The organism is Desulforegula conservatrix Mb1Pa, assembly GCF_000426225.1.
In the GTDB taxonomy this organism is placed as follows: Bacteria; Desulfobacterota; Desulfobacteria; order Desulfobacterales; family Desulforegulaceae; genus Desulforegula; species Desulforegula conservatrix.
Genome location: NZ_AUEY01000004.1, coordinates 24,386 through 48,075 on the forward strand (window position 1 = coordinate 24,386; position 23,690 = coordinate 48,075).

General features: G+C 41.9%; 20 protein-coding genes. 15 read left to right on the top strand and 5 right to left on the bottom strand.

The window, feature by feature from the left end; all coding sequences use genetic code 11:
- The first annotated feature begins 100 nt into the window (after nucleotides 1-100).
- From K245_RS26250 to K245_RS26255, 11 genes are all read left to right on the top strand, one after another.
- Complete coding sequence (locus tag K245_RS26250) at nucleotides 101-3,313, top strand: PAS domain S-box protein (protein ID WP_051283816.1); 3,213 nt, start codon at nucleotides 101-103, stop codon at nucleotides 3,311-3,313.
- A 166-nt stretch (nucleotides 3,314-3,479) separates the two neighbouring features.
- Nucleotides 3,480-5,201 (top strand): methyl-accepting chemotaxis protein, encoded by a 1,722-nt coding sequence (locus K245_RS22810; RefSeq protein ID WP_051283817.1) that lies wholly within the window; start codon nucleotides 3,480-3,482, stop codon nucleotides 5,199-5,201.
- Nucleotides 5,202-5,439: 238 nt separating this feature from the next.
- Nucleotides 5,440-5,856 carry a zinc-ribbon domain-containing protein gene (locus K245_RS0102820; RefSeq protein ID WP_027358089.1) on the top strand — a complete coding sequence of 139 codons (417 nt, stop codon included), beginning with the start codon at nucleotides 5,440-5,442 and terminating at the stop codon, nucleotides 5,854-5,856.
- A gap of 196 nt (nucleotides 5,857-6,052) precedes the next feature.
- Nucleotides 6,053-6,691 carry a hypothetical protein gene (locus K245_RS0102825; RefSeq protein ID WP_027358090.1) on the top strand — a complete coding sequence of 213 codons (639 nt, stop codon included), beginning with the start codon at nucleotides 6,053-6,055 and terminating at the stop codon, nucleotides 6,689-6,691.
- Between the two features lie 103 nt (nucleotides 6,692-6,794).
- The gene (locus tag K245_RS0102830) at nucleotides 6,795-7,352 is read left to right on the top strand and encodes a DUF2764 family protein (RefSeq protein WP_084156103.1); all 558 of its coding nucleotides are present in this window, start codon (nucleotides 6,795-6,797) and stop codon (nucleotides 7,350-7,352) included.
- An 81-nt stretch (nucleotides 7,353-7,433) separates the two neighbouring features.
- Complete coding sequence (locus K245_RS22815) at nucleotides 7,434-9,320, top strand: V-type ATP synthase subunit A (protein ID WP_084156104.1); 1,887 nt, start codon at nucleotides 7,434-7,436, stop codon at nucleotides 9,318-9,320.
- Complete coding sequence (locus K245_RS0102840; RefSeq protein ID WP_027358092.1) at nucleotides 9,304-10,620, top strand: V-type ATP synthase subunit B; 1,317 nt, start codon at nucleotides 9,304-9,306, stop codon at nucleotides 10,618-10,620. Before K245_RS22815 ends, K245_RS0102840 begins: the two co-directional genes overlap by 17 nt.
- Nucleotides 10,621-10,689: 69 nt before the next feature.
- The gene (locus tag K245_RS0102845) at nucleotides 10,690-11,277 is read left to right on the top strand and encodes a V-type ATP synthase subunit D (protein WP_027358093.1); all 588 of its coding nucleotides are present in this window, start codon (nucleotides 10,690-10,692) and stop codon (nucleotides 11,275-11,277) included.
- 154 nt (nucleotides 11,278-11,431) lie between these two features.
- Nucleotides 11,432-13,210: a V-type ATPase 116kDa subunit family protein gene (locus K245_RS0102855; RefSeq protein WP_232223788.1), complete on the top strand. Its 1,779-nt coding sequence runs from the start codon at nucleotides 11,432-11,434 to the stop codon at nucleotides 13,208-13,210.
- A gap of 18 nt (nucleotides 13,211-13,228) precedes the next feature.
- Nucleotides 13,229-13,663 carry an ATP synthase subunit K gene (locus tag K245_RS0102860; protein WP_027358095.1) on the top strand — a complete coding sequence of 145 codons (435 nt, stop codon included), beginning with the start codon at nucleotides 13,229-13,231 and terminating at the stop codon, nucleotides 13,661-13,663.
- 119 nt (nucleotides 13,664-13,782) lie between these two features.
- Nucleotides 13,783-14,709, top strand: a complete 927-nt coding sequence (locus tag K245_RS26255) for a universal stress protein (protein WP_027358096.1) — start codon at nucleotides 13,783-13,785, stop codon at nucleotides 14,707-14,709.
- 24 nt (nucleotides 14,710-14,733) lie between these two features.
- On the opposite strand, the gene K245_RS22825 is transcribed toward K245_RS26255, so the two are convergent.
- The 3 genes from K245_RS22825 to K245_RS26260 all read right to left on the bottom strand — a co-directional run bounded on the left by K245_RS22825 (nucleotide 14,734) and on the right by K245_RS26260 (nucleotide 17,826).
- Nucleotides 14,734-15,870, bottom strand: coding sequence for a 4Fe-4S binding protein (locus tag K245_RS22825; RefSeq protein WP_051283818.1), 1,137 nt, complete (start codon nucleotides 15,868-15,870; stop codon nucleotides 14,734-14,736).
- 8 nt (nucleotides 15,871-15,878) lie between these two features.
- Nucleotides 15,879-16,688, bottom strand: a complete 810-nt coding sequence (locus tag K245_RS0102875) for a hypothetical protein (RefSeq protein WP_156906679.1) — start codon at nucleotides 16,686-16,688, stop codon at nucleotides 15,879-15,881.
- Between the two features lie 184 nt (nucleotides 16,689-16,872).
- On the bottom strand, nucleotides 16,873-17,826 hold the full coding sequence (locus K245_RS26260) for an OmpA family protein (RefSeq protein WP_156906680.1): 954 nt from the start codon (nucleotides 17,824-17,826) through the stop codon (nucleotides 16,873-16,875).
- Between the two features lie 352 nt (nucleotides 17,827-18,178).
- Here K245_RS26260 and K245_RS0102900 point away from each other — a divergent pair, with 352 nt between their 5' ends.
- The 4 genes from K245_RS0102900 to K245_RS0102915 all read left to right on the top strand — a co-directional run bounded on the left by K245_RS0102900 (nucleotide 18,179) and on the right by K245_RS0102915 (nucleotide 21,764).
- Nucleotides 18,179-19,801 carry a DUF3369 domain-containing protein gene (locus tag K245_RS0102900; RefSeq protein ID WP_198013812.1) on the top strand — a complete coding sequence of 541 codons (1,623 nt, stop codon included), beginning with the start codon at nucleotides 18,179-18,181 and terminating at the stop codon, nucleotides 19,799-19,801.
- A 115-nt stretch (nucleotides 19,802-19,916) separates the two neighbouring features.
- Nucleotides 19,917-20,735 carry a hypothetical protein gene (locus tag K245_RS0102905; RefSeq protein ID WP_027358099.1) on the top strand — a complete coding sequence of 273 codons (819 nt, stop codon included), beginning with the start codon at nucleotides 19,917-19,919 and terminating at the stop codon, nucleotides 20,733-20,735.
- 242 nt (nucleotides 20,736-20,977) lie between these two features.
- Nucleotides 20,978-21,310, top strand: coding sequence for a 50S ribosome-binding protein YggL (locus tag K245_RS0102910; protein ID WP_027358100.1), 333 nt, complete (start codon nucleotides 20,978-20,980; stop codon nucleotides 21,308-21,310).
- 205 nt (nucleotides 21,311-21,515) lie between these two features.
- The gene (locus K245_RS0102915; protein ID WP_027358101.1) at nucleotides 21,516-21,764 is read left to right on the top strand and encodes a DUF6868 family protein; all 249 of its coding nucleotides are present in this window, start codon (nucleotides 21,516-21,518) and stop codon (nucleotides 21,762-21,764) included.
- A gap of 92 nt (nucleotides 21,765-21,856) precedes the next feature.
- Here K245_RS0102915 and K245_RS0102920 read toward each other — a convergent pair whose 3' ends face one another.
- The gene (locus K245_RS0102920; protein ID WP_027358102.1) at nucleotides 21,857-22,477 is read right to left on the bottom strand and encodes an alpha/beta hydrolase; all 621 of its coding nucleotides are present in this window, start codon (nucleotides 22,475-22,477) and stop codon (nucleotides 21,857-21,859) included.
- A gap of 21 nt (nucleotides 22,478-22,498) precedes the next feature.
- A complete protein-coding gene (locus tag K245_RS0102925; protein WP_027358103.1) occupies nucleotides 22,499-23,644 on the bottom strand; it encodes a ribonuclease D in 1,146 nt (381 codons plus the stop codon).
- Nucleotides 23,645-23,690 lie beyond the last annotated feature (46 nt).

Consider the following 23,690-nt stretch of genomic DNA (forward strand, 5'->3'; position numbering starts at 1 on the left):
AACCATGCAACTTTCCCGGCCAGATATAAAAAAAGCCCCGTTTCAACTGGCATAAACCATATCCGCGTAAAGCACTGAGCTAATAACAGGGGAAAATAAAATGCATCTTCGATTTTCCATCAAACGATCTTTTCTTATCCCAATTCTCTTTTTAGCCCTGATTTTGATTTGTGCCATGCCTGCCTTTCCAGCTTCAACATTGGTCAAGGCCGGTGTTTATAATTTCAAACCCATGGTTTTTTTTGAAGAAGGGCATGAACCCAGTGGATTATATGTCGATGTGCTGAATCATATTGCAGAAAAGGAAGGCTGGCAGATCATATACATCCCCGGAAGCTGGAATGATTGCCTGAAGCGGCTTGAGAGCGGCGAAATAGATATTGTGGTCTGTATAGGTTACTCCGAAGAACGGGCAAAGATCTATGACTACCCCAAGGGTTTTCTAATACTCGACTGGGGTCTTATCTACCAGTCCAAAGACATAAAAATAGACAGTATTTTTGATCTTAAAAACCAAACAATAGCTGTGCTTAAAAGCAGTATTTATACGATAGGATTCAAAAGCCTGCTCGATCAGTTCAGTATCAAGGCAAAGCTGATAGAAAAATCTGATTACAAGGAAGTCTTTAAGGCCATTGAAAATCATGAGGCAGATGCTGGAATTTGCGCAAATATTGCTGGAATGTCACTTGAAGTAAACTACCCGGTCGAGCGCACCTCAATCATGTTTTCTCCAGTGCGTATATCCTATGCAGTTCTTAAAGGTAAAAATGCCGTCTTACTTGAAGCCCTTGACCGCCATATTCAAGAGATGAAGGTAGATGATCATTCATTTTTAAACCTGAAAATCAGAGAATGGATAGAGGGCGGCCAATCTCATATTCCTCGCAAAGTGATAATGGGCATTATTGTTCTCTTTGGCGGTATCATTTTTTTATTTGCTTTTGTTATAATTCTAAGACTTCGGGTTAAAGCTAAAACAAAGGCTCTTGTAGAACAGAATATTGAACTGCACCAAAGCGAGAATCGTTTCAGGGGAATATTCGAACAAGCGGCGGTGGGGGTGGCGATAGTTGGCATCGATGGCAAATGGCTGAGAGTGAACAACAAGCTGTGCGAAATAGTTTCCTATCCAAAGGAAGAGCTTTTAAACCTGACTTTCCAGGATATCACTCACCCGGAAGATCTTGATTCGGATCTTGAATTTTACAAAAAAGCTTTGGAAGGAATCATATCCACCTATACACTCGAAAAAAGATATATTAAAAAAACAGGGGGAAATGTATGGATTAACCTGACAGTTTCTTTGGTCAGAGATGAAAAAAAATCTCCAATCTTCTTCATAGCTGTAATTGACGATATATCCTCAAGAAAAATTGCAGAAAACGCCCGCAAAGAAAGCGAAAAACAGTACAGGGGCCTTCTTATGAATCTCCAGGTCGGCATTGTAGTTCATGCTCCTGATACCAGAATCCTCATCAGTAATGCAGCTGCAAGCCAGATTCTTGGCCTCTCGGAAAATCAGATACTTGGAAAGGAAGCCATTGACCCTGAATGGAAGTTTCTCCGTGACGATGGATCAATAATGCCTGTGGAGGAATACCCTGTTAATATGGTTATAAGGACAGGGCAGCCTCTCACAAGATATATTGTCGGGATCAGAAAGAATCAAACACAACAAATCGCATGGGTACTTGTAAGCGCATATCCGTCTTTTTTTGAAAACAATGAACTTCAGCAAGTAGTTGTAACTTTTATAGACATCTCAGAACTCAAGCAGGCCGAAGCAGCTCTTCTGGCAGAAAAGGAAAGACTTGCGGTTACTCTCCGCAGCATCGGTGATGGAGTAATAACAACCGATACTGATGGAAGAATAACCCTTATGAATAAAGTCGCTGAAGAGTTAACAGGCTGGATGCTTAAAGACGCTGTTGGCAAACCGCTTGACGAGGTATTCAGAATCATAAATAAAAAAACTCGTATTGCATGCGAGAACCCGGCGCACAAAGTTATCACGACCGGAAATAGCATAGAGCTTGAGAATCACACAGTCCTTGTAAGCCGCTATGGAGACGAGAGGATTATTGCTGACAGCGGTGCGCCTATCCTTGATAAAAACAGCAAAATAATCGGGGTTGTTCTTGTTTTCAGGGATATGACGGAGAAACAAAAAATTGAAGATGCTCTTCAAAACGCCTTAAAGCTTGAATCACTGAATATTTTGGCAGGTGGCATTGCCCACGATTTCAATAATCTGCTCGGCGGAATTTTCGGATTCATAGACATGGCTCTGGAATATGCAAATGACGGTGACCTGGAAAATATCAAAACAAGCATTACAGATTCCATGACAGTTTTTGAACGGGCAAAGGATCTGACCCAACAACTGTTGACATTTGCCAAGGGAGGAGATCCTGTACGAAAAATCGGTGATATAGGCAAGCTTGTAAGGGATTCATTCCAGTTCGCATTAACAGGCTCCAATGTATCCATTTCATTTGATATTCCTGATTGCCCATTCATCTGCGATTTCGATAAGAATCAGATGGGGCAGGTAATAGATAACATGGCCATAAATGCCAGACAGGCAATGCCACTTGGCGGCAAACTTGAGGTTGTATTGTCCAAAGTCCCTCCTCATAAAGCTCCTGCATTACTACCCAGAGTAAATTATGTCAGAATCTCCATAACTGACAATGGCCCCGGAATTTCGAGGGAAAACCTTCAGCATATTTTTGATCCTTTTTTCACCACAAAAAAACAGGGCACAGGACTCGGACTAGCCACTTGCTATTCAATAATCAAAAGACATGATGGAATAATAGAGGTCGAAACAGAAGAAAGCAAAGGCACTAATTTCCATATATATCTGCCAGAAGCTTCGGGGCAGGCCGAAATTGCTGAAACAGGGACAAAAACAGCTTACAAAGGTAGTGGCAGAATTCTTGTCATGGACGATCAGGAATCCATAATCAAAGTCACATCCTCCATGCTGTCCAGACTTGGCTATAGCGTAGTGAGCGCCTCGAACGGAGACGAAGCGGTTGAACTTGTAAGACAGGCTCATAATGAGAATCAATCCTTTGTAGCGGCAATACTTGACCTGACCATTCCGGGAGGAAGAGGCGGCAAAGACTCAGTGGATGAAATTCTTGATATTGATCCATCAATAAAACTTGTGGCAGCAAGCGGATATTCTGGTGATTCAATAATGTCGAATCCGTCGGCATTCGGATTTTCAGCGTGCCTGATAAAACCATTCAGGGTAAGTGAACTGACAAAGGTTCTTGAAAGTCTGGCTATTGGGATTTGATTTATCATAACCTTGATTTTATTGATAACCCGGAGAAGAAAAGTACCAATTATCCTTAATTAATGGTAAATAAAAACACTGCGTACTAAAAAACCGCCGAAAACATCTTTTTTGAAGCTTTTAAAGTGTTCTGATTTTTAATTTTCTACCCAGAAGGAATAACCTCATGAACTTACTGAATAACATGAAAATAGCCAAAAAATTAGCAGTCGGATTTATGCTGGTTACCGCCATAGCTATGATTATAGGTATTGTTGGATTTATGGGAGTTCTTAATCTGAATAAAAACATCAATGAAATTGGCGATGTAAGAATACCCAGCCTTTATGGCCTGGCACTTATGAATGATGCACAGATTACTATAAAGACGGCCCAGCGTACTCTGCTGATCCAGGCCGATTCCAAGACTCACGCGGAAAGGCAGTATGACCATATCAAAAAGGCTTTTGAAAGTGCGGACAAAGGCTGGAAAATATATGAGCCATTGCCCCAGACCGAAGAAGAGGCAACACTGTGGAAAGAGTTTGTACCTGTATGGACCAAATGGAAAAAGGCTTCAGAAGATTTTATTGAGATGAGCAAAAAATATCAGGAGTCTAAAGACCAGGCCATTTACGACAAAATGTTGGCCTCTTCATTAAAGGAACTGGATGCCGACTTCAGGTTATCTGAAAATCTTCTGGACAAGATATTTGAAATAAATAACCAAGTTGCAAATGAGAGTACTTTGACAGCACATTCTTCAGAAAAATCGGTTAGAAGCGAGATTGCTATGGCCATGATGCTTGGCCTAATCATTTCCATTTTTCTTAGTATATCCATCAGCAGGAGTATTGCCATTCCTTTAAAAAGGGTTTCTGTTCATCTTCAGGAAATGGCAAAGGGTGATTTTTCAAAACCTTCGGATGAATCTGATTTACAACGCGGTGATGAAATAGGTGATGTAGCAGGCTCCAGCAAGTTTCTTAATGAAAGCATGAAAAAAATAATACGTGAAATTACCGGCGGCGTTCAGACCATGGTTTCGTCATCTACAGAGCTTTCCGCTGTTTCGACCCAGATGACATCAAACACCAGGGGAATATCAGAGAAGACCACATCAGTTGCGGCTGCGGCAGAAGAAGCAAGCTCAAGCACAGACACCGTCGCAGGAATAATGGATCGCTCCACGGCAAACCTGAACTCAGTAGCTTGTGCCACAGAAGAAATGAGCGCCACAATTGGAGAAATTGCCGCAAACACTGAAAAAGCGAGAAGCATCAGCGGAGAAGCTTCAGTTCAGGCAAAAACAGCATCTGATACAATGAAAGTACTTGGACTTGCTGCCCAGGAAATAGGCAAAGTTACGGAAGCGATATCCGATATTTCAGAACAAACCAATCTGCTTGCCCTTAATGCCACAATTGAAGCGGCAAGAGCCGGAGAAGCAGGCAAGGGTTTTGCGGTTGTGGCAAACGAAATAAAAGAACTGGCAAGACAAACTGCGACTGCCACATCTGATATAAAAGACAGAATAACAGGAATTCAGACATCATCCTCAGCAGCCATAGGAAATATTGGACAAATCTCTTCTGTTATTACCCAGGTGGGAGATATTGTTGCCGGAATTGCCGCGGCAATAGAAGAACAATCTTCTGTAACAAGGGATCTCGCGGCAAATATCGCAACCGTTTCAGCAGGAGTCAAAGATTCGAATGACAGAGTAGGCCAGACCGCAATAGTGTCACGTTCCATTGCCGAAGATATTGCCCATGTAAACGTCAGCATAGGCGAAATAGCAGGCGGGGGAATTCAGGTGCAGACAAGCGCAAGTGACCTCAGCAAACTCGCTGAAGAGCTTAAGAATCTGGTGGCTCAATTTAAAACAGATAATAATTCCATATTATAAAAAGCATTGATCGACTCGAAAAAAGTCAAAAAATGGCTTTATCGTCATGCCGGAGTTGATCCGGCATCCAGTATTTTCAAATATTTCTGGATTCCGGTCTGAGCCGGAATGACGGTAATCGGACTTTTTGCAACCTTGTCAACATTAGGCAGAGGAGAATTTGCCTTACATCATGAATTGATACATTTGAGCTTTGTGATTTTTTGCAAATAACTAATAATATGGAGGAAAAGAGCCTATGAAACCGTGCAGGGAATGCGGCAATGAAATATCTGAACAGGCTGTTTCGTGTCCGAAATGCGGAGCCCCCTACCCTTCAAAGAGCAAATGGGATGGTTGGGGTTACGAATACAAATCCAAGCTGAAATTTTTCGGTCTTCCGCTTTTGCATGTGTCATTCAAATACAGACCAAATCGCACTCCAGTTGTTGCAAAAGGCATAATAGCCATAGGCCAGTTCGGATGCGGAGTCATAACTCTTGCCCAGTTCGGAATAGGAGTTTTCAGCATTTGCCAGTTCTCGATTGCCGCATTTGCTGTTGCACAGTTTGCCTTGGCCTATTCACTTATTGCCCAATTTGGGATCTATATTAATCAAGGAAGCGGCCAGTTCCTGAAAAGCGTTGCAGAAATAGTGGCACTAATAGGCAAATAGGATTTGGCAAATAAAACTTTTGAGACAATCAAAGCAATATTCAAGAATTGATATTTCATTGGTTTTTAACAAAGAAATACATTATTATTTTTTCAGCAGCTAAATAAAAAAACCGCTGCAAGTCCTTCCGCATTCTGACTTTTTTTCAGCTTTCAAATTACAATTGACCATTTCCAGACTCAATAAACGAGGAAAAATGGGCAAACCTGAAATTGAAACAACAAATCTCGACATAATCATAGAAAAAATCCGCTCTGACGGCATCGAAGCAGCGGAAAAAGAAGGCCTGCGCATAAAAGACGAGGCGCGTGCCGATGCCGACAATATTATTAAAAGGGCAAAAATAGCGGCTGAAATACTCAAGGCTGATGCTGAAAAAGAAATAGCCCACAAAGAAAATATAAGCAGAAAAGCCCTTGAATTTGCAGTCAGGGATTCCATCCTGATGATCCGGTCATATCTTGAAAATCTGTTTAAGAATCTTGTCAGAAAAAAATGCGCAGAAGTTCTATGCGAAAACCTCCTGAAAGACATGATCCTCAAAGTTACGGATAAATGGTCAGAATCGGCCACATGGGAAGACATAAAAATCCAGATATCAGATGAAGACAGCAACAGAATAAAAGAGGTTCTTTATTCGGCAATTTCAGAAGAAATAAAATCAGGTAAAGTGGTGTCTGGCCTTGAAATAATACCGATTCCTGACCTAAAGGCTGGCTTCCGCATATCAAAAAAAGGAGAGAACTTTTACCATGATTTCAGTGATGAAAGTATTGCTGAAATCCTGATGTTCTTTCTTTCATCTGAAATAAAAGAACTGCTTGATCCTGTTTAAAAAGAAAAAATGTAAGGTACTAAAACCAGATGGGTTTGCGAACCATTTCGGTGCGCAAGCCTTGCGGCTTGAGCACCCTACGAAACCCCGCATTAAGGAAGGCATGATGAACAGACAATACTATTATCTGATCTCTATTCTTCCTTCACTTTTATTTGAAAAAAAGACGCCTGTTGATTCAAAACAGTTCAGACAGCTCTGCTCTGATCATCTTAATCGTAAAGACCTTGAAGCTCTTCAGGGCATAATCACTGGAGAATCCCAAGACAAACCGCTTCACAGTTTTTACGATGAATGGAATATTTGGGACAGGGGATTGAAAAAGGAGCTGGCCATCATGCGTGCCAGTCAAATTTCGAAAAGGGATAAGGGGCTTATACCTCCCCTGCCCCAAATTGACAATAAACATCAGGGGCTTATAAACCGGATCATGGAGGCAAAAAATCCGCTCGATGCTGAAAGGGTTCTGGCAAAAGCGAGATGGAACCATCTTGATAAAATGGAATTCGGGCATTATTTCGACTTTGAAAAAATCATCTCTTATGCCTTGAAACTAAAAATAATGGAAAGGCTCGAATCCTTTGATCAGGCAAAAGGCGGGCAAGTATTCAAGAGTCTGCTCGAGTCATTTAAGCCAGACAGCAAAGCTTTTTCAACATAGAATAACAATCAAAAACACATAAAGTTTTTTGCGGAGCTTTTTTACAAAAAAGCGACCCGCCGGAGGCACGGCATTTAGCCCATGGGAAAAAGCATAGGCGAGATAACAGGCATAAACGGCAATATCATAAAGGTCCGGTTTGACCATGATGTGCGCCAGAACGAAGTGGCCTATGCCATCACACAAAACCTGCGCCTAAAATCAGAAGTCATAAGAATAAAAAACAATATTGCCGAACTCCAGGTGTTTGAAAGCACAAAAAGCCTTAAAAATGGAGATGCCGTTGAATTTTCTGGTGAGCTGCTGTCAGTCGAATTAGGGCCAGGACTTCTTGGATCGCTTTTTGACGGCCTTCAAAATCCTCTTAATGCTGTCGCGGAGCTGACAGGCTTTTTTCTTGAAAAAGGAATAGAGCTAAGGGCTCTGGATAATGCAAAAAAATGGGATTTCACGCCTTTATGCAAAAAAGGCGACAAAGTCAGTGCAGGCGATCATATCGGATTCGTTCATGAAGGGATATTTGAGCATAAGATAATGGTTCCTTTTTTCTTTAACGGAATTCATGAAATCACCGAAATATCCAAAAATTCTGAAATCAGCATTGATTCGACTATCGCCACGCTGAAAGACGAAAAAGGAAAGGAAAGGCCTCTTACAATGAGTTTCAGATGGCCGGTGAAGCAGGCTGTCAGATCATACGCAGAAAGACTTTTCCCGGACGAGCAGCTCATCACGAGAAACAGGATAATAGACACTCTTTTTCCTGTGGCAAAAGGCGGGACATACTGCATTCCAGGGCCTTTCGGAGCAGGCAAGACAGTTCTCCAGCAGCTTACAAGCAGGCACGCCAAAATCGATATTGTTATAATTGCCGCATGCGGTGAAAGAGCCAACGAAGTTGTGGAAACCATAAAGGAATTCCCTGAACTTATAGATCCCCACACTGGCAAATCCCTTATGGAAAGAACAGTCATAATCTGCAACACCAGCTCCATGCCTGTTGCTGCAAGGGAATCCTCTGTCTATACGGCAGTCACAATAGCTGAGTATTACAGACAGATGGGGCTTGATGTACTTATGCTTGCCGATTCCACTTCAAGATGGGCACAGGCAGTCAGGGAGAGATCAGGCAGGCTTGAGGAAATCCCCGGAGAAGAGGCATTCCCAGCTTATCTTGAGTCTCTCATTGCTGAATTTTACGAAAGGGCCGGAGCAGTAAAACTAAGTAACGGAAGCAAAGGTTCAGTGACAATTGGCGGAACCATAAGCCCTGCAGGAGGCAATTTTGATGAACCAGTAACAAGATCCACCCTTAAGGTTGTGGGAGCCTTCCATGCCCTTTCAGGCGAAAGGGCCGACGCGAGGCGCTTTCCTGCAATCTCTCCGCTTGAAAGCTGGTCAAGATACAAGGGAATAATTCCTGAAAAAGCAAGAAAACAGACAATAGCCTTTCTCGCAAGGGCTTCTGAGATAGACCAGATGATGAAGGTAATCGGAGAGGAAGGAACGTCTATCCATGATTTTATAATTTATCTGAAGGCAGAGCTTTTTGATGCTGTTTATCTTCAGCAAAATGCCTTTGATGAGGTTGACGCCTCAACTCCTGAAAAACGCCAGATTGAATTCTTCTCGATTATTTCAAGGATCATGAATACTGAATTCATATTCCAAGACAAAGAAGAAGCAAGGAGCATTTTTTACAGATTCAGACAACTTTTCATAGACTACAACTGCTCGCACTGGGATTCAAAAAATATTAACAAACAGAAAGACGCCATAGAATCCCTTTTATCAGAATTTGCGGACACTTCTTTAAAAGAAAGCTCTCCACATCTCAGACAGGCATTAATAGAAACCAATATGGAAGCGAGCTTCAGGAAACCGTCAGGACTTGCAGGCTACCGTTCTGAAAGTGCTGCGCTTGAAAATGTCGGGGCTGAAAGAGAAAGCGATGAGGAAAGTATATAATAAGATTCTTCAGATAACAGGAAGCGTCATAGCTGTTCAGGCATCAGGAATCAGCTACGGAGAGCTTGCGCTGATATCGTCCCCATCAGGAAGCTCTCTTGCTGAAGTCATCAAGATTGACGGAGATCTTGTCCATCTTCAGGTTTCGGCAGGCAACAGAGGTGTATCAACAGGAGATGAAATCAGATTTCTCGGACATTTTCTGAAGGTTTCGGCTTCTGAAAATCTCCTCGGGAGAGTATTCGACGGCAAAGGTGAGCCAAGGGACAAAGGCCCGGTTCTTTCGGATCATCAGGTTGAAACAAGGGGGCCGTCCGTAAATCCGGCAAAACGTGTCGTGCCTTCAAGGATGATCCACACAGGGATTCCGATGATAGATGTTTTCAATTCCCTGGTGGAATCCCAGAAGATCTCAATTTTCACCAGCGCTGGCGAGCCTTACAATGAGCTTACCGCAAGAATCGCGCTCCAGGCCGAGGTGGATATAATCATTCTCGGAGGCATGGGTTTAAGGTACGATGACTATCTTTTTTTCAGGAACAGGCTTGAAAAAGGAGGCGCCGCATTCAGAAGCGTAATGTTCGTGCACACAGCCCAGGACCCTGTTGTCGAATGCCTGAATATTCCGGATCTTTGTCTGGCTGTTGCTGAAAAATTCGCACTTGACAACAAAAGAGTTCTTGTGCTTCTGACTGACATGACCAGTTACTGCGATGCTTTGAAGGAAATATCCGTGAGCATGGATCAGGTTCCTTCAAACAGGGGCTATCCCGGAGATCTCTACTCAAGGCTTGCGGAAAGATATGAAAAGGCCGTGGATTTCACAGAAGCAGGATCAATCACAATACTTTCTGTAACAACAATGCCTGGCAACGACGTCACCCATCCTGTTCCTGACAACACAGGTTATATAACCGAAGGTCAGTATTATCTGAATAATGGCAAGATTGAGCCATTCGGTTCACTCAGCAGACTCAGGCAGCTTGTGAACAAGGACACGAGGGAAGATCACAGAAGCCTTATGGACGCAATGATCAGGCTTTACGCATATTTTCAGGCAACCCTCGAAAAAAAAGCCATGGGCTTCAGAATGTCATCCTGGGACGAAAAACTTCTGAAATACGGCAGAGATTTTGAAGAAGGCCTCATGGATCTTGATGTCAATATTTCTCTTTTCGAGGCCCTGGACAGGGGATGGGAAATTCTTAGCGAATGCTTTTCTCCTGACGAATCAGGGATGAGGTCGGATCTTATCTCAAAATTCTGGCCTGATTCATCGGACGTAGCTATGCATGGGTAATGAGAGCCTCCGGCGGGTCGCTTTTTTGAAAAAAAGCTCCGCAAAAAACTTATGGATTGTGGAAATAAAATGGCCGGAATTAAGCTGACAAAGATAGAGCTTAAAAAACAGAAAGACAGCCTGAAGAGATTCAGGAGGTATCTGCCGACCCTTTACATAAAAAAGCAGCTTCTCCAGAAAGAAGTGGCGCGCATCAACGAACAGATAGAACTTAACAGAAAAACTGAAAAATCAATATATGAGTCTGTTAGTCAGTGGCAGGGAGTATTCTGTGAACAAACTGATCTTGGCAAACTTGTAAGCGTGAAAGAAATCATAACAGGCTTGGACAATATTGCAGGCATAGATATTCCAGTGCTGGAATATGTGAAAATTGAAACAGAATCCTATGATTTTTTTGAGACTCCGCTCTGGGTAGATAGCGCGGTTCTTGTCATTAAAGAACTGCTGGAATTAAAAATCAGAATTTCAGTTTTGGAAACTCAGAAAAAACTACTTTCCGAGGAACTAAGGATAACAAGCCAGAGGGTCAATCTGTTTGAAAAAGTAAAAATACCTGAAACAGTTGATTCAATAAGCAAAATAAATATTTATCTCGGTGATCTTCAGACCGTTGCAGCTGGCTGGGCAAGGATGGCAAAGAAAAAGATTTCATGAAATCAGGCTTCAAAAATCGAAAATCCTAAAAAGTTTTTGCGGAGCTTTTTTCAAAAAGCGATCCTCATAAGACTCGGTTTTTGATAGACAAACACAACCCGAAAACAGCGCAATAATCGCTATTCTTTGTTGCGGGGCGTACATGATCGTATCCATGAAAAAAATCACCGTGATTTTTGATTCCGTAAAAACGGAGGAGACTCTTTGCGCACTTCGTGAATATGGATCATTTCACCCATCTCCGGGTAAAAAGCCAGAGTCCCCTGAAATTGAAATGCTCAAAAAAAACACTGGAATTCTGGATAAAGCTTTAAGCCTGCTTCCTGAAACCAAAGATAACGATGACCAAACAACTCAAAATGGTGATTTAATTGGGCTTGCCAATAACATTATTGCAACAGCCTCCAATATCAAAATCATTCATGAAGATCTTAAACCGCTTGAAAAGGAACTGGACTCCATAAAAAAATGGGGAAAGTCTGACAAGACTCTGATTGATGACCTTATAAATAAAGGAATAAATATCAGATTTTTCAGATGCCCCAAGAAAGATATGGCGCAATTCCCTGACAATGTTTTCAGTTTTTATGCTTTTGATGACGGAGGAATGACAGTTGCAGGGGTTGTTCTTTATAATCAGGCAATAGATTCAGATCTTGGTTTCCAGGAAGTTTTCCCGCCGCTGAGAAATGTAGAAACCGTGGCCGGTATTATTAAAGAGAAAGAAAAAAAGCTTCTTGAACTTGAAATAAAGCTTGAATCATATGGTAAATTAAAAAAGGCGCTGGAGGACGAACTTTTAAGCCTTCAGAAGAGACTTGAGTTTGAAACTGTAAAAGCAGGAATAATTGAAAAAGATAGAATCTCCATACTTACTGGTTTTTGTCCTGAATCAGAAGCAGACAGACTAAAAAAACTGGCTGAAAAGCATGCATGGGCAATAATGTCTGAAGCGCCTGATGAAAAAGATCCTGCGCCCACACTTGTAAGACATTCTAAAATATCCGGACTTTTCAGTCCTGTAATGGATTTTGTGGGGATAGTCCCTGCTTACCACGAATACGACGCAAGCATGTCTTTCCTTGTTTTTTTCACCATTTTTTTTGCGATACTCGTTGGTGATGCTGGCTATGGTGTGATTATTCTCATAGCCACATTTTTATTCAGCAGATTCACGAACCGATTGCCCCAAAATGCGATACTCCTTCTTTATTTGCTTTCAACTGCGGCAATCATCTGGGGGGCAATTTCAGGCATATGGTTCGCGTCTGAAAGGATAGCTGAAATTCCTTTTTTCAGAGCTTTCATCATTCCTTCAATTTTTGGTTTTTCGCCCGAGAGTGATATATCAATCCCAAGGATCTGCATGGTCATAGCTTTTCTGCAACTTGCTTCAGCCCATGTATGGAGGGCGGCAAGGGCTTATCCTTCACTTCTGATTTTTGCGGAAGCAGGCTGGATAGCCGTGCTTGGCGGAGTTTTTTTCATAATAGACTTCCTGATTCTGAACAGTCCCGTATCTCCACTTATAAAACCGCTGGTTATTTTCGGATCAATCTGCGTCTTGATATTTGCCGGGCAGAACAGCGACGGATTCAAAAGCGGAATGATAAGAGGTCTGAAAAATATGCCGATGACCCTTCTGAGTGGTATTGGCTGCTTTTCTGACACTGTCTCATATATCCGTCTCTTTGCAGTCGGACTTGCTTCAAAGGAAATGGCTGTCGCATTCAACAACATTGCGTTGAGTGTTGGTTTCGAATCATTTATTCCAGCGACTGCGGCTGTACTTATATTAATTTCAGGCCATGCCATCAATATTGCGCTGGCTGTAATGGCTGTTCTGGTTCACGGTATCAGACTTAATTTTCTGGAATATTCTACCCACCTAAACATGGAATGGACGGGCATAAAATATGCTCCTTTCAGATAATTTTCCAAGGAGGAACACATGGAAATTCTCCCAAGCATAGGCTTTGTCTGTGCGCTTTTCTTTCCGGCAGTCGGCTCTGTTTTGGGAGCAAGCGCTGCTGGCATGGCATCAATAGCCGCTATGAAGAAGTGCTTTTTAAGGGGTGAACCCGCGCCCTTCATCCTGATTGCCTTTGTGGGCATCCCGCTTTCACAGATTATTTACGGAATGATTCTGATGAATTCCATAATAAAAGCCGCTGATAAAATTCTTCCAATAACAGGATTCCTGGCAGGACTTCTTGGAGGAATCGCCATAGGCATATCCGCTGTATACACAGGAAAGGCAGGAGCGCTTGCAGCAGACGCTATGGGCGAGACAGGAAAAGGTTTCGGGTTTTATATAATGGTGATGGGAATACTTGAAACAGCAGGACTTTTTGTAATGGTGTTTCTGATGGCCATACTGAAATAGAAAAGACATTAAAGCCCAAAAACAGCTTCGACTTTTTTTCAACTTGTTTGTATAATAATAAAAAAGACGAAATCAAGCTCCGGATTTTTCAACCAGTGCCATCAGACAAAGGATATCTTATGGAAAAGAAAATTCTGATAGCCGTTGATCCTTCAGTATATACTGTGAATGCCCTAAGATACGCAGCAATGATAGCTAAAAAAATTGACGTGTCTTTTTCCCTCATTCATATTCAGCCAACCATTTCCAGTTTTCTTATGGAAGAAGCAAAAAAAGACCCTGAAGCCATAAAAAGATTACAGAAACAATCTGAAAAGCACAGCGAGGATGCTATAACCGTATTTGAGTATTGCACGGACAGATTCACAAGATTCGGAGTCAGCAGAGACAAAATTGAGTGCTTTTCGCCAATGAAAGCCCACAGCGTGGCCAAGGATATAATTGCCCACGCAAATATGAAACTCTATGATGCCATAATTATTGGAAGAAGAGGCCTGACAAAAATACAGGAGACCTTAATGGGAAGCCTGTCCAAGTCCCTGCTTGAAAGTTCGGAACTCATACCTCTCTGGGTTGTTGATGGTGAAATAAATTCAGAAAAATTTCTCCTCGCGGTTGACGGCACAACCAACTCTTTTCGTGCCGTAGACCATCTCTGCTTTATTCTAAGCGGAAACCCTGATGCAAAAATCACACTTATGCATGTGATGCCTGCCTTCGGATCTTTTTCAGGAATAAACTTCAACGACAAGGAATGCGATTCATGCAATATCGACATCGCCGCAGACAATAAGAAATTAGATAATTTCTATGGGCTTGCAAAAAAAAGGTTCAAAGAGGCCGGATTAACGGAAAAACAGATTGAAATAAAAGCTTTGAGGTGTACAGCAAACGTAGCCAAGGCTATCATATGCGAAGCTGAAAAGGGACACTATGGGACAATCGTACTGGGCAGAAGAAAATCAGGGCCAGCAGTGTTTTCTTCCAGCGTTTCCCTAAATGTTCTGGACAATATCAGAAACAGGGCTGTATGGGTTGTTCTGTAAAATCCCACTATCTTATGAAATGAACTAATCGTTCTTATTCCTGGCCTTGAACCTGTCTTTCATGGATTTACCGGCCATTAAAGACAGGGAAAGAGGATCTATTTTCCCTCGTTTCTTTGCAAGCCTTAGATAAGTCATTGTAAAACTGTCCGGAAGAACAGGCTGGTCAATTTTGGTTTTTCTCTTAAGTACAATCGCTTTCCATGGACATGTTGTGACACACAGACCGCAGCCTATGCATCTTTTTTTCATAATTTCCGCAAGATCACCGCTGAAAGATATGGCATCAACCTGACAACGTTTAAGACATATTCCGCAGCCTGTACAACGATCTGCATCAACTACTGCATAAAAAGGAGACGCAATAATTTCACCCGGATTAGGACTTTTTTTAATATTGCGAAGAAGAGCGCAACAACACCCGCAGCAGCAGCAAATCCAGCTGATGTCTTTTCCGTTTGTGGGCTGAAGAACAAGCCCAGCCTTATCAGCCAATGCCAGAAGCTCAAGAACCTCATCAAGAGATGCCTTTCTGCCTGCCCCTGTTTTCAGAAAAAAATCTTCGTCACTTCCGAAAGTAATGCAGGTTTCAACGGGCTTCTCACAAATATGACCTTTCAGGGCTTTTTCTTTTCTGCAAATACAAGGCGTTATTACAAAACTGGTCTTTGTTTTAACAAGTGCCTCAGCATTTTCATAAGTCATTACTCTTAGCACCGGATCAATGCTTTTATTTATCGGAATAACCCTCATCTGGGGAGTTTTTTGCCAGACATCCGCACTTAGAACCACGGGCATATATGCCTCCATCTCCCTTGCAAGCTCAGGAGTCAGTCTGCCGACCTGCAATTCCCATATGCCAACAATAAACTGACCAGCCATGTAGCTGTCTGGCTTTCCATCTTTTCTAATCTTAAAAACAAGCCCCTTGGTGGTCATATTTTCAATCAGATTTTGAGCTTTTTCTGCACTGATTCCTGCTCTGACAGCGAGAGTGGTTGGTTCTTCAGCAATCATATTCAAATGCAGCGCAAATTCTGCCTCGTCAGGAGTAAAAAGAAGCTTCAGAATTCGTATTTCAACACCATCAGGAGTTGAAGGATATCCTCCTGGCTGATTATCAAGATGCTTTGCCAGTTTGTGATATATGCTTGCAGACATTTACAGCTCTATTTCCTTTCCAGTTTAGAAATACTAAAATTGAATTTATGAATCTCTCTTCCTACTGCAACAGAAAGAATAAGATCCCCTGCTGCTGAACCCGAACCTGTACCAGAAACTGTATCAGAACCTTTACCAAGACCTTCATCAGGCCCTGAATTATTATCAGCAATGGAAGGATGCTCAATCACAAGAATACCGGTATAAGGCTGACCTTTTTTAAGGATCCTGTTCTGAAGAGATTCCCTGTAAATCTTGCTGAAATCGAAATCATCAGAATACATGGAAGATTGCTTAAAGCCGCTTTCGGTCTTTTCATCTGTCCCTTTTGATTCAGAAGAAGGCTCCTCAAAATATCTGCCTGACTCCGAGTTGAGATTGCCAGGAGGATAATTCCTGTCATCATACATCATCTTATGTATTCCGCTGCCATCATCACCACCAAAGCGTTTGCCCCCTAAAATTATGCCCTGATTATTCCTGTAAATCTGAATCTCCTGAATCAGTTCTGAAAACGAGTACACTTTTAATGGCCTGCCATTATAGCTTGCGGAAATCTCATGAAAAAGAAAATCAGATGGAGCATCCTTAAAATTTTCCACAAGAAGCTCCACCCTCAGGCGCATGAGTGACGAACAAGGTGAATTAACAGAGCCTGCTATGGCAATGCTGTCTCTATTTTTTGAAACAATATAAGGGATGTTTTTATATTCTTTTGTTTCCTGATTAGAAAGCATGTTTCCTGGCTTCAGTGCGATCAGATTCCCGCAGGAGAACAGCATGGAGCATAATGCCAGAATTGATAGTTTTTTAAACACGAAGCTCACCCTAGGCCCAGTAAATAATTGTTGGCTTTGCAAAAAGTCAAAAAAAAGATGTCAGCGTCATGCCTGACTTGATCCGGCATCCATTAATTTCAGCCTCTTCTGGATTCCGGCCTGCGCCGGAATGACTGTAATAGGACTTTTTGCGATCTTGTCATTATTAAGCAAAATCCGAAGATCATTTTATAAATACTTCGACCCTTCTATTTTTAGCTCTGCCATCCGGAGTTTTGTTTGTGGCTACAGGTTTCTTGTCACCAAGGTAAGAAACCTTGATCTTTGACTCAGGCACGCCCGCTTTTTTTACAAGATAATCCTTAACAGCCTCGGCCCTGATTTTGCTGATCTCCATGCTCCGTTCCTTGTCCTTGTCAAAATCAGTGTGACCTGTGACATATATCTTGCGGCTTTTTCCCTTATCCTTCTTAAAAGTATCAGCAAGAGCCTTAAGCTTTTTATGGTATTCAGGAGCAACTTCGTCAATTTCAGGTTCAAATTTAATCGTGACAACGGAACTTTTAGAATTAGACGCCACTTTCTTCGGCTGAGATTTATGAGCGACCGGTGCCGAAGGAGTTATTATATTGGATACAATGGAGATTTTTTTAACCTTGGCGACATCAAGATTCTCCTCACGCCAGGATTTATTGAAGCCGTCATAACTGTAGACCACAAATTCCTTAACCGGAGTATCGTGTCCCACATATTTAAATAAAGTGGCGTCTGTTAAAATGCTTGTTTCACCGCTAATTTTTTTAATCCTGAGCTGCCCCTTCTTATATGGACTTAGCCCCGGACTCATGAGCTCAATTTCCACGGCTTCTTTCAGTACATCATCCCAGTTTATCTGGACGAACCGTCCGTTCATGATTGCTCCGATCATCCCTATATTGATGCTCTTCAGCTTGATATTTTCTGAAACAGTCGAGGATAAACCGGCGGCAGATGGTGGCCCGGCAGGCCTGCCACTTGATTCTATTACAAGCCCATCCCTCAGATAAACCTGGATGACAGCTGGCTTTGTTTCCATGCAGAGTGCAGGAGCGCAAAAAAAAGTCAAAAACAACAATAAACACATGAGTCTGATGAAACCGGCTGTATTTTTTATCTGTCTGCCTTCTGAATTTCTCATAATATTTTCCCTTTTTTCAAAACCTGAGATATAAAAAGCCTGATTGGTTTTTAAAAAGGCCTGTGCTAAGATTTGCTGCACATAAGCCAAAGCTAACCACCAAAGACGAATAACCCAAAAGAATCACAAAAAGCCCTGAATTGTCATAAAAGCCGGAAGCCGACAATAAAAGACGGATGATGACATTCACAAATAATGATGGCTTCGCAAAAAAGTCAGAAAAGGGCTTTTAGCGTCATGCCAGGATTGACTCTGCATCTGTGTATTTTCAGATACTTCTGGATTCCGGCCTTCGCCGGAATGACGGTAACCGGACTTTTTGCAGACTTGTAAATAATTAAGCGGAGCATAAATGAACAACCAACCCACTGACAGCGTCACGTCAGATAAATCTGAAACCATTCCGGATAAAATGGACGACCAGTTGATTTTTGCAGACGAGTCTGAACGGCTCTCCGCTCAGGTCTATTCCAGAGCCAACTGGAAGATATTAATAGTTGATGATGAGCCAGAGGTTCACAGTATAACAAAAATGGTTCTCAGGGACTATTCATTTCTTAACAGGGGAATAGACTTCTTAAGCGCCTTTTCTGCGGAAGGGGCAAAAATACTCCTTAAGGATGAGCCAGATGCGGCAATAATCATCCTTGATGTTGTCATGGAAACAGATGATGCAGGGTTAAAATTAGTCAAATATATTCGCGAAGACCTGAAAAACAGAATCATACGCATAATAATGAGAACAGGACAACCAGGCAAGGCTCCTGAAAACGACATCATAACAAATTATGACATTAATGATTATAAAGCCAAGACAGAGCTCACGTCACAAAAGCTTTTCACGACGGTGACAACAGCCCTCAGATCATATAACGATCTTCAGACCATTGAAAAAAACAGGAGAGGGCTTGAGCTCATACTAAACTCTTCTGCCCAGCTTTTCAGATATCAGTCCTTGAAAACATTTGCAGCCGGAGTTCTGACTCAGTTGCTTGCCATACTCAGGCTTAATGACGACGCAATGTATATGAGGGGTTCGGTTTTTGCGGCCGCGTGCGGCAAGGAAGAACTTAGCATACTGGCAGCCACCGGCCAGTACGAGGATTTCATCCAGAAACCCATACATACGGTTCTCCCACCAAACGCCCACAAATACATTGAAATAGTAATGAAGGAAAAATCGGATCTTTTCATAGATGACTGCTACATCGGCTACTCGATAAGCCAAAGCGGCACACACAATCTTCTTTACCTTACGGGCTGCGAGAATCTGACAGAGATGGAAAAAAATCTGGTCAGAATATTCGCGTCCAATGTGTCAATAGCATTCGACAACATATATCTTGCAAGAGATGTGGTCAAAACCCAGAAAGAAGTCATCTACACCCTCGGAGAAGTGGTTGAAACAAGATCAAAAGAGACAGCCAACCATGTCCAGAGGGTGGCCCAGATGTCCAAACTGCTTGCGCTCAAATCAGGACTTGGAGAAAAAATAGCCGATATAGTCAAAATGGCGGCACCGATGCACGATATAGGCAAAATAGGAATGCCAGACTCAATCATGTCAAAGGCCGAATCCCTGACCTTTGAAGAATTTGAAATCATCAAAACCCACCCTGTAATCGGTTATGAAATTCTAAAAAAATCAGACAGGGAAATCATGCAGGCAGCAGCAATAATAGCTCACGAACATCATGAAAGATGGGACGGAAAAGGTTATCCAAGAGGCCTCAAAGGCGAAGAAACCCATATATATGGCAGAATTACGGCCATTGCCGATGTTTTTGATGCCCTGACTCATAAAAGAATATACAAGCCAGCTTGGAGCCATGAAGAAGCAGCATCATATATAAAAACGCAGGAAGGCAAACATTTTGATCCTGTCCTTGCCGATCTATTTGCAAAAAACCTGAATGAATTCGTGGAAATAAATCAGGCTTATGCAGATGGTGGAAATGAAGACAACGATGAATAAAAGTTGATTAATTAAAACTCCCAAAAGCTCTGAAAACCATTTATTTTCAGGGCTCATCATTTCAAAATATACCTCCACATCTTTCTTTAGGGATGTTCTTTAAGGAAATGCGCCCATGAGAAAACTAAATATGGAACAATGCACTCCTTTTGCAGAAATGGGTAAGACATGCCAGACAAGAGAGATAATTGAAAAAAAAGTTCGATGGCCTGACATAGGAATAAGGGAGTATTGCGGAGGCAGATACAGAGCAAGGGCCATAAGTATTTCCAATTTTGAAAAAACAGCTGAATTATGGAGACTCGCCTACCCTGAAATCTATGGTTCAAGCTATGAATGGATGCTTTTTCCTGAGGAATACGAAAACAGGATTGCCGTAGCAGAAAACTGGGAAAAAGACAGCCATGAAAAAAGCCAGTGCATACTCATAATAGAAGACAAGGAAAAAGACAGAGTCATTGGTGGCAACATATATGCAAAAGACGACAAAAACCTGAGTATAGAGTTCAGTTTTGGGGCGCTTCACCCTGATTACAGGAAAACCCTGGACGCTCATATGATCATATTTGCAAATGCCGAGGCGCTTAAGATCATGGAAGAAAAGTCAGGGGCAGAATACTTTTCTGCATACTGCGAAACATGGCATAATATAACCCAGTATCTTTGCCTCAAGCAATGGGGATGGAAGGTTGGCGGCATTCTTCCGGGCCATTTCACCCTGTGGTGTGGCGCAAACAGGGAATACAGGGGTTGCAGCGTATATTTCTACAAGCTTCTGGAAAACGGAGAAAAGCATTCCACAAAACATTCAGAATGGAAGCTCCTGCCTGAATTCGAAAAACTGTGGGAGGTACTTGAAGAAATAAATAAAGACTCGGATGATGCCGCAATGAAAGCTGTTCTTTCCGGCAATATACTCGATACTGGCAATTGAAACATATTGATTTTTATCGGCTTCAAAAGATCATGTATAATCTGTTGTCCGCTACGTGCTAATCTCTTTAGGAGAAAAAACCTAAAAGCCAACTGAATGATTTCAAATAAAAAGGTACTATTTAATCTTAAAAGGATGTAATCGAATAAAGTTAATTTAAAGGCCTATGTTTTTTTATGGATAGCTTAAGCAGTAATCAAATCACGACATAATAATATTAAAAAAATAAGGAGATCATACCCATGAATAAGAGAATAAGAAGAAAAAAATGCCTGGGAGAATTCAAGGAATTTTGCGCTCCAATAGCACTCAAGATAACTGCTGGAACTGATATGGAAGAATTCCTTAATGCTCTTCTTACAGAAGCTATTGAAGCAAACGAATGCTGTCTCGGAGGCGGTGGCGACGATGAGGTTTTTGAAGGTTTCATCGAACTTGGGAACGCAAAAGACAAACCAGAGGAAAAACTTGAAAAAGTTGTCAACTGGATCAAAAGCAGATCAGAAGTTGAAAAAATTGTTACGGGCAGACTCACAGATGCATGGTATGGCCCATTCGACGAAATAGAAATTTAATTTAGCCAGTTTCTGAAACTCCGTATCATAAAAATCTGATGAATTGAAAATGTGGGAGGTTTTTTAAAAGCCCCCCACACAACCAAAGCTTTCAAGCATCGAAATCAACACCCCAGCTCCACCTATATCCATTAGTCTTTAAAGAATTATCTATTTCATGCAAAACCTCTTGGCCATTTACTCTTAAAAACAGAAGGAGATGCCAATGACTTTTGAAACTACACGCTCAATCTTAGCATGGTGTTCATTAATCAATTTAGGTCTTTTGACATGGTGGTTTCTGTTTTTTGTGTTTGCGAGAAACTGGATGCTGAAAATCCACGGCAGATGGTTCAGGATTCCTGAAGACAGATTTGATTCGATTCATTATTCAGGGATGGCTTTTTACAAGATATGCATTCTTATTTTCAATCTTGTGCCTTATCTTGCCATGAGGATTATAGTATCTCCATAATGACAATGGTAAAAAGCCGACTAAAAAAAATGGCAAATGCCTTTTTCAAAGGTGTTTGCCATAGTTTAAAATTTGACTGGGGAATAATGTGGTCAGCTTATTGCGGTCAGAGCCTTCTCATACAGATCATCTTCGTGGCCGACCCAGAAATGATCCGCTTCTTCAATAGACTCAAAATAAACAGCTCTTGCCCAATCATTCATGACTTTTTTAACTGAAAACGGCCTACCAAGATTATCGTAACCACCAGAAATTATTTTCAATTCCAGATTAACCGATTTTTTATCAAAACCTATGAAATCCACAGGAGGTGACACCAGAAGCATGCCTTCCAGAGGAAATGAAGCAAGAAAACCTCTGCAAGCAGCTGAATGGCTTACCCAGCTGCCGTATGAGTATCCTGCAAGAAATACCGGGCTAAGTCCTTTTTCAACTATAAATGCTGCCGCCGCCGCAACATCCTGCATCTCGCCGTCTCCGCTTTCTGTATGATGGCCCTGGCTCGAGCCTGCACCCCTAAAATTAAATCTAAGGGTTGAATATCCTCTGTCCTTGAATACCGAAACCAGAGTCTCAACTACATTATTATACATATTCCCGCCATACAGCGGATGAGGGTGAGTTATTATCACGCCTTTCCCATTTATGCCTGACGGATCAAAAAGCCCTTCAAGCAGAAGCTCTCCTGATTTTATGGATATTTTCTCTTCCATTTTCTGCCTTTTTCTTATGCCCTAATCTATGGTGTTCAAAAATTTAATAAGATCAGCCCCGATGGTTTTTATCTGCCAGGCCTTCATCTCCGGAATACAGCAAAGATCGTCACTGCTTCTCGGCATTTTGACCGCTATTGTCGAAATAACAGCATTTTTCATTAAAAGTGGAGGATCTATGGAAATATTTGCGGCAACCTCATCCCTCCAGATCTTCAGCTTTCTTATTCTCTGGGGAAGTCCTGGCACAGATGGTTCAGGTCTTGATCTCGGATACCTCGGAAGCATTTCGTCTGGCAAGGTCATTGCCTCCTTTACAATCCTGATAAGATCATCGCCATACATATGAAGCTGTTTTATGGAAAGAAGCCTTGATTCGAAAAGTTTGTCTGTGTTGTCAGGACGGGTTATGGCTATTCTCATCAGGCTCTCGTTGCCAAGAACTTTAAAAAGTGGCCTGTCCCTTTTTTCAGCCATTTCAAATCTGAATTTCAGGAGTCCTTCAAGAATTGCAAGGCTTCTGCGATCAAGCCTTCCGGCGCCTTTAAATCTCTTGAAAAAAGGCTCGTCTCCATTATCCTGGGGCCTGACCATACTGAGGTTGTTGCACTCTTCCATCACCCAGGAAAGCCTTCCAAGGGATGCAAGTTTCTGCTGGAATTCTTCTGCGAGCTGGATAAGAAAAACAACATCAAATGCAGCATATTCAACCATTTCATCCGACAAAGGACGTTGGGACCAGTCCTTTTTCTGAAATCTCTTGTCAAGATCTATACCGAAACGCTTTTGTATTACCGAATCAAGCCCTGTTTCTCTGAAACCAAGGAATCTGCTGGCTATTTCAGTATCAAACAGATTGGATATTGTTATCCCGAAATCCCTGAAAAGAGATCTTACATCATAATCTGCTCCGTGGAACACTTTCTGGATTTCAGGATTTGCAAAAACAGGCTTGAGAGCGGATAAATCAGAAGTGACAAGAGGATCTATTATGTATACAGCTGAATCAGCGCCTATCTGGATAAGACAGACTTTTTCCCTGAAGTGGAACATCGAATCAGCCTCAAGATCAACCGCCACCTTTTTTTTACCTAACAGCAGAGATGCGAGCTCTATAACCCCCTGATCTGATTCTATGAAGAAGAAATTGCTTTTGAACTGTTTCATATTTTTAAATCCGTAAAGCCTGCGGAAAAAGTCCTTTTTATACCCT

Bases quoted from the DNA above. Each gene is read 5' to 3' on its own strand.
- K245_RS26250 (WP_051283816.1), top strand. From the start codon at position 101: ATGCATCTTCGATTTTCCATCAAACGATCTTTTCTTATCCCAATTCTC.
- K245_RS22810 (WP_051283817.1), top strand. From the start codon at position 3,480: ATGAACTTACTGAATAACATGAAAATAGCCAAAAAATTAGCAGTCGGA.
- K245_RS0102820 (WP_027358089.1), top strand. From the start codon at position 5,440: ATGAAACCGTGCAGGGAATGCGGCAATGAAATATCTGAACAGGCTGTT.
- K245_RS0102825 (WP_027358090.1), top strand. From the start codon at position 6,053: ATGGGCAAACCTGAAATTGAAACAACAAATCTCGACATAATCATAGAA.
- K245_RS0102830 (WP_084156103.1), top strand. From the start codon at position 6,795: ATGATGAACAGACAATACTATTATCTGATCTCTATTCTTCCTTCACTT.
- K245_RS22815 (WP_084156104.1), top strand. From the start codon at position 7,434: ATGGGAAAAAGCATAGGCGAGATAACAGGCATAAACGGCAATATCATA.
- K245_RS0102840 (WP_027358092.1), top strand. From the start codon at position 9,304: ATGAGGAAAGTATATAATAAGATTCTTCAGATAACAGGAAGCGTCATA.
- K245_RS0102845 (WP_027358093.1), top strand. From the start codon at position 10,690: ATGGCCGGAATTAAGCTGACAAAGATAGAGCTTAAAAAACAGAAAGAC.
- K245_RS0102855 (WP_232223788.1), top strand. From the start codon at position 11,432: ATGAAAAAAATCACCGTGATTTTTGATTCCGTAAAAACGGAGGAGACT.
- K245_RS0102860 (WP_027358095.1), top strand. From the start codon at position 13,229: ATGGAAATTCTCCCAAGCATAGGCTTTGTCTGTGCGCTTTTCTTTCCG.
- K245_RS26255 (WP_027358096.1), top strand. From the start codon at position 13,783: ATGGAAAAGAAAATTCTGATAGCCGTTGATCCTTCAGTATATACTGTG.
- K245_RS22825 (WP_051283818.1), bottom strand. From the start codon at position 15,870: ATGTCTGCAAGCATATATCACAAACTGGCAAAGCATCTTGATAATCAG.
- K245_RS26260 (WP_156906680.1), bottom strand. From the start codon at position 17,826: ATGAGAAATTCAGAAGGCAGACAGATAAAAAATACAGCCGGTTTCATC.
- K245_RS0102900 (WP_198013812.1), top strand. From the start codon at position 18,179: ATGAACAACCAACCCACTGACAGCGTCACGTCAGATAAATCTGAAACC.
- K245_RS0102905 (WP_027358099.1), top strand. From the start codon at position 19,917: ATGAGAAAACTAAATATGGAACAATGCACTCCTTTTGCAGAAATGGGT.
- K245_RS0102910 (WP_027358100.1), top strand. From the start codon at position 20,978: ATGAATAAGAGAATAAGAAGAAAAAAATGCCTGGGAGAATTCAAGGAA.
- K245_RS0102915 (WP_027358101.1), top strand. From the start codon at position 21,516: ATGACTTTTGAAACTACACGCTCAATCTTAGCATGGTGTTCATTAATC.
- K245_RS0102920 (WP_027358102.1), bottom strand. From the start codon at position 22,477: ATGGAAGAGAAAATATCCATAAAATCAGGAGAGCTTCTGCTTGAAGGG.
- K245_RS0102925 (WP_027358103.1), bottom strand. From the start codon at position 23,644: ATGAAACAGTTCAAAAGCAATTTCTTCTTCATAGAATCAGATCAGGGG.